Origin of the sequence: Roseomonas sp. GC11 (assembly GCF_024437745.1) — a bacterium.
GTDB lineage: Bacteria > Pseudomonadota > Alphaproteobacteria > Acetobacterales > Acetobacteraceae > Pseudoroseomonas.
Genome location: NZ_JANFNY010000161.1, coordinates 1 through 4,056, shown reverse-complemented (window position 1 = coordinate 4,056; position 4,056 = coordinate 1). Strand labels below are relative to the sequence as shown.

The following is a 4,056-nucleotide window of genomic DNA, read 5'->3' as shown; positions in this document are numbered from 1 at the left end:
CGGCAGCGCCGCCGTCGGCAGCGCGCCCCCCGCCAGCCACCACGCCAGCGGCGCCAGCAGCAGACCCAGCACGAAGCCGGCAGGCCCCGCCGCCTCCCCCGCGCGCGGCGGCAGCAGCCGCGCCACCAGCCCGCTGATGCCGGCGATCCGCCCTTCCACCGCCATCAGCAGCACGGCGGCCAGCCCGATCAGCGCGCCCCCCGCCAGGGGCGGCAGGATGGAAAAATCAGCCATGATCCTTTTCCTCCATGGCGCAGAACAGGCGGTGCAGCGTGCCCATGAACACCTCCACCCGCGCATCGGCCAGGCGGTAGAACACCGCCTTGCCCTCCCGCCGCGTGGCCACCAGCCCGGCCTCCCGCAGCGCCGCCAGCTGTTGCGACAGGCCCGGCTGGCGGATGCCCAGTTGCTCCTCCAGCGCCCCCACCGACATCTCCCCCCCCACCAGGGCGCAGGCGAGCATCAGCCGGTCGCGATGCGTGAAGTTCTTCAGGAAGGCCGTCGCCGCGCCGGCGCGCTCCTGCAGGGTGGCGATCGGCAGCGCGTCCATGCCGCTCAATCCCAGGCCGCGCCGGGCAGCGCGTCGAGCGGAATGCGCAGATAGCGCCGCCCATCGGCCTCCGGCTCCGGCAGGCGGCCGCCGCGGATATTCACCTGCAGGGCATGCAGGATCAGCCGCGGCATCGGCAGGGTGCGGTCCCGCGCCTGCCGCGCCGCCACGAAGCCCGCCTCGTCCGGGTAGCGCGTCAGGTGGATGTTCTGCGCCTTCTGCTCGGCCACGCTGCTCTCCCAGCGCGCCGGGCGGCCGCCGGGGCAGTAGTCATGGCCGGTGAAAAGCCGCGTCTGCGGCGGCAGGGCGAGGATGGCCTGGAGGGAGCGCCACAGCGCCGCCGCGTCGCCCCCCGGGAAATCGGCCCGCGCCGTGCCGCTGTCCGGCATGAACAGCGTGTCGTGCACGAAGGCCGCATCGCCCACCACATAGGTGATGGAGGCCAGCGTGTGCCCGGGGGAATGCATCACCCGCGCCGCCAGGGTGCCGATGCGGAATTCCTCCCCATCGGCGAAGAGGCGGTCCCATTGCGAGCCATCGGCGGGGAAGTCGGGCCAGCCATAGAGGTCGCGCCACAGGGCCTGCACCGCCGTCACCCGCGCGCCGATGGCGGTGGGCGCGCCGGTCCGCGCCTTCAGCCAGGCGGCGGCGGAGAAATGGTCGGCATGCGGGTGGGTGTCGAGGATCCATTCCACCCGCAGCCCCTCCCGCGCGATGAAGGCCAGGATGCGCTCCGCCTCCCGCGTGCCGGTGGCGCCGGACTTCTCGTCATAGTCCAGCACCGGGTCGATGATGGCGCAGGCGCCGCTGGCCGGGTCGGCCACCACATACTGCACCGAGCCGCTGCGCGGCTCGTGGAAGGCGGTGACGGCGGGGCAGGGCGTCATGGGGGATCCTTCCCGGAAGGGGTGGCGGGGAGGATGGGATCAATTAGAGAAAATTGAAAGCGTTTTTTTGAAAGTGTTGGGGCGTAAAAAAGCCCGGGGCTTTGCCCCGGGCCCTGGCGCCCGTCACCGGGGTGGCGCCGCCACCCCGCGTCCCGGCCCCTGTTATTCCGCCGGCTGCATCGCGGCGGCCAGCGGCAGCGGCTGGCCCGCCATGGCGGCATTCAGCCGCTCGCGGTCCAGCTCGCCCTCCCAGCGCGCCACCACGATGGTGGCCACCGCATTGCCCACCAGGTTGGTCAGCGCCCGGCACTCGGACATGAAGCGGTCAATGCCCAGGATCAGCGCCATGCCGGCCACCGGCACGGAGGGCACGACGGAGAGCGTCGCCGCCAGGGTGATGAAGCCCGCCCCCGTGATGCCCGCCGCGCCCTTCGAGGAGAGCATGGCCACCAGCAGCAGCAGCACCTGGTCCCACAGCGAGAGCTGGATGCCGCAGGCCTGCGCGATGAACAGCGCCGCCATTGTCATGTAGATGTTGGTGCCGTCCAGGTTGAAGCTGTAGCCCGTGGGCACCACCAGCCCGACCACCGACTTCTTGCAGCCGGCGCGCTCCATCTTCTCCATCAGCGTCGGCAGCGCGGCCTCGGAGGAGGAGGTGCCGAGCACCAGCAGCAGCTCCTCCTTGATGTAGCGGATCAGCGCCAGGATGGAGAAGCCATTGTACCGCGCGACCGCCCCCAGCACGACCAGCACGAAGAGCAGGGAGGTGATGTAGAAGGTGCCGATCAGCATCGCCAGATTGGCGATGGAGCCGATGCCATAGCGGCCGATGGTGAAGGCCATGGCGCCGAAGGCGCCCACGGGGGCGGCCTTCATCAGGATCGCCACCATGCGGAACATGCCGGCCGAGGCGGAATGGAACAGCTTCATCAGCGGCTCCGCCCGGTCGCCGATCGCCGCCAGCGAGATGCCCAGCAGCACCGAGAAGAACAGCACCTGCAGGATGTCGCCCGAGGCGAAGGCGCTGATGGGCGAGGCCGGGATGATGTTCATCAGGAAGCCGGTGATCGTCGTCTCATGCGCCTTGGCGGCATAGCCGGAGACGGCCTTGGCATCGAGCGTCGCGGGGTCGATGTTCAGCCCCGCCCCCGGCTGGATGACATTGCCCGTGATCAGCCCGATGATCAGTGCCAGCGTGGAGAAGACCAGGAAGTAGAGCATCGCCTTGCCGGCCACGCGCCCCACCTTGCCGAGGTCGCGCACGCCGGCGATGCCCGTCACCACCGTCAGGAAGATGACGGGGGCGATGACCATCTTCACCAGCTTGATGAAGGCATCGCCCAGCGGCTTCATGTCCGCGCCGGTCTGCGGGTAGAAATGACCGAGCAGGATGCCGGCCGCAATGGCCAGCAGCACCTGGACATACAGATGCTGATAGAAAGGTTTCGGCGTCCGCGGCGCCGCCACGGGATCCACCAGAGCCATGGGCGTTCCTCCACCAGGGCCGCGCGGCCTCCCATCCGGGCCGTTCGGCAAGTCTCGAAGTCGGGTCCCGGCACGAGGGCGCCGGGCTGCCCCTGCCAACGCAAGCGCGATGCCAGGCCCTGGTTCTTACAACCTTTTACTTAACTCTTTGGTCTTATGCATGTTTGCAGTGCAGCAAAAACAGGCGCTTCCGCAAAATTGTGTGGAATTCCACACGCCCTTTCCCCTCTCGGGGCGGAAATCCACATGCGGCGCCGCCCCCTGATGCGCCGCTTCCTCCTCGCCCTCCTCGCCCTCGCCACCCTGCTCGCCCTGGACCAGGCCGCCCTGCGCCTCGCCACCGGCCTCATCCTGGCCGACCTCGAAGCCTCCTCCCGCGCCGCCGCCGGGCTGCGCGCCGCCCTGCTCCGCGCCGAGATGGAAAAGCAGCGCAGCCTGCCCGTCATCCTCGCCCAGGATGCCGGGCTGCTCGCCGCCATCGCCTCCGCCGAGCCCGCCCGCCTCGCCGAGCTGAACGCCCGGCTGGAAGCCCTGGCCAGCGGCACCAGCACCGCCGTGCTCTATGTGCTGGACCGGACCGGCATGGCCCGCGCCGCCAGCAACTGGAACCAGCCGGACAGCTTCGTCGGCAGCGACTACGCCTTCCGCCCCTATTTCCGCGACGCCCTGGCGCAGGGCACGGCGGAGCATTTCGCCCTCGGCACCGTCAGCCGCCGCCCCGGCCTCTACCTCTCCCGCCGGCTGGACGGGCCGGAGGGGCCGCTCGGCGTCGTCGTCGTCAAGGCCGAGTTCGAGGCTGTGGAAACCGCCTGGGCCCGCGCGCCGGAGCCGGTGCTGGCCACCGATGCGCGCGGCATCGTCACCGTCACCAGCGTGGCGGACTGGCATTTCCGCATGACCCGCCCCCTGCCGCCGGATGAGCAGGAAGCCATCCGCGACAGCCTGCAATTCGGCGATGCCCCGCTGGCGCCGCTGCTGCTCGACCCCGCGCCGCTGCCCGGCGGGCCGCAGCTGGTGCGCCCGCGCGCTGCGCCCGCCGCGCTGCCCCCCGGCTCCTTCCTGCCCGTCGCAGAGCCGGTGCCGGGCACGCCCTGGACCCTCACCCTGCTGGCCCCCGCCCGCCCGGCGCTGGAG

Annotated in this window: 3 protein-coding genes and 2 pseudogenes; 1 reads left to right on the top strand and 4 read right to left on the bottom strand. The window is 70.9% G+C overall.

The window, feature by feature from the left end:
• The 4 genes and pseudogenes from NON00_RS24155 to NON00_RS24140 all read right to left on the bottom strand — a co-directional run.
• Positions 1-234 (bottom strand): annotated as a pseudogene (locus NON00_RS24155) (YeeE/YedE family protein); the annotation flags it as partial.
• Entirely contained in the window at positions 227-550 is a 324-nt protein-coding gene (locus NON00_RS24150; protein WP_256025351.1) for a metalloregulator ArsR/SmtB family transcription factor, read from the bottom strand. The gene NON00_RS24150 and the pseudogene NON00_RS24155, both read right to left, overlap by 8 nt.
• A gap of 5 nt (positions 551-555) precedes the next feature.
• The gene (locus NON00_RS24145; RefSeq protein WP_256025350.1) at positions 556-1,437 is read right to left on the bottom strand and encodes an MBL fold metallo-hydrolase; all 882 of its coding nucleotides are present in this window, start codon (positions 1,435-1,437) and stop codon (positions 556-558) included.
• Positions 1,438-1,599: 162 nt separating this feature from the next.
• The gene (locus tag NON00_RS24140) at positions 1,600-2,922 is read right to left on the bottom strand and encodes a dicarboxylate/amino acid:cation symporter (RefSeq protein WP_256025349.1); all 1,323 of its coding nucleotides are present in this window, start codon (positions 2,920-2,922) and stop codon (positions 1,600-1,602) included.
• 246 nt (positions 2,923-3,168) lie between these two features.
• Here NON00_RS24140 and NON00_RS24135 point away from each other — a divergent pair.
• Positions 3,169-4,056, top strand: a pseudogene (locus NON00_RS24135) (sensor histidine kinase); the annotation flags it as partial.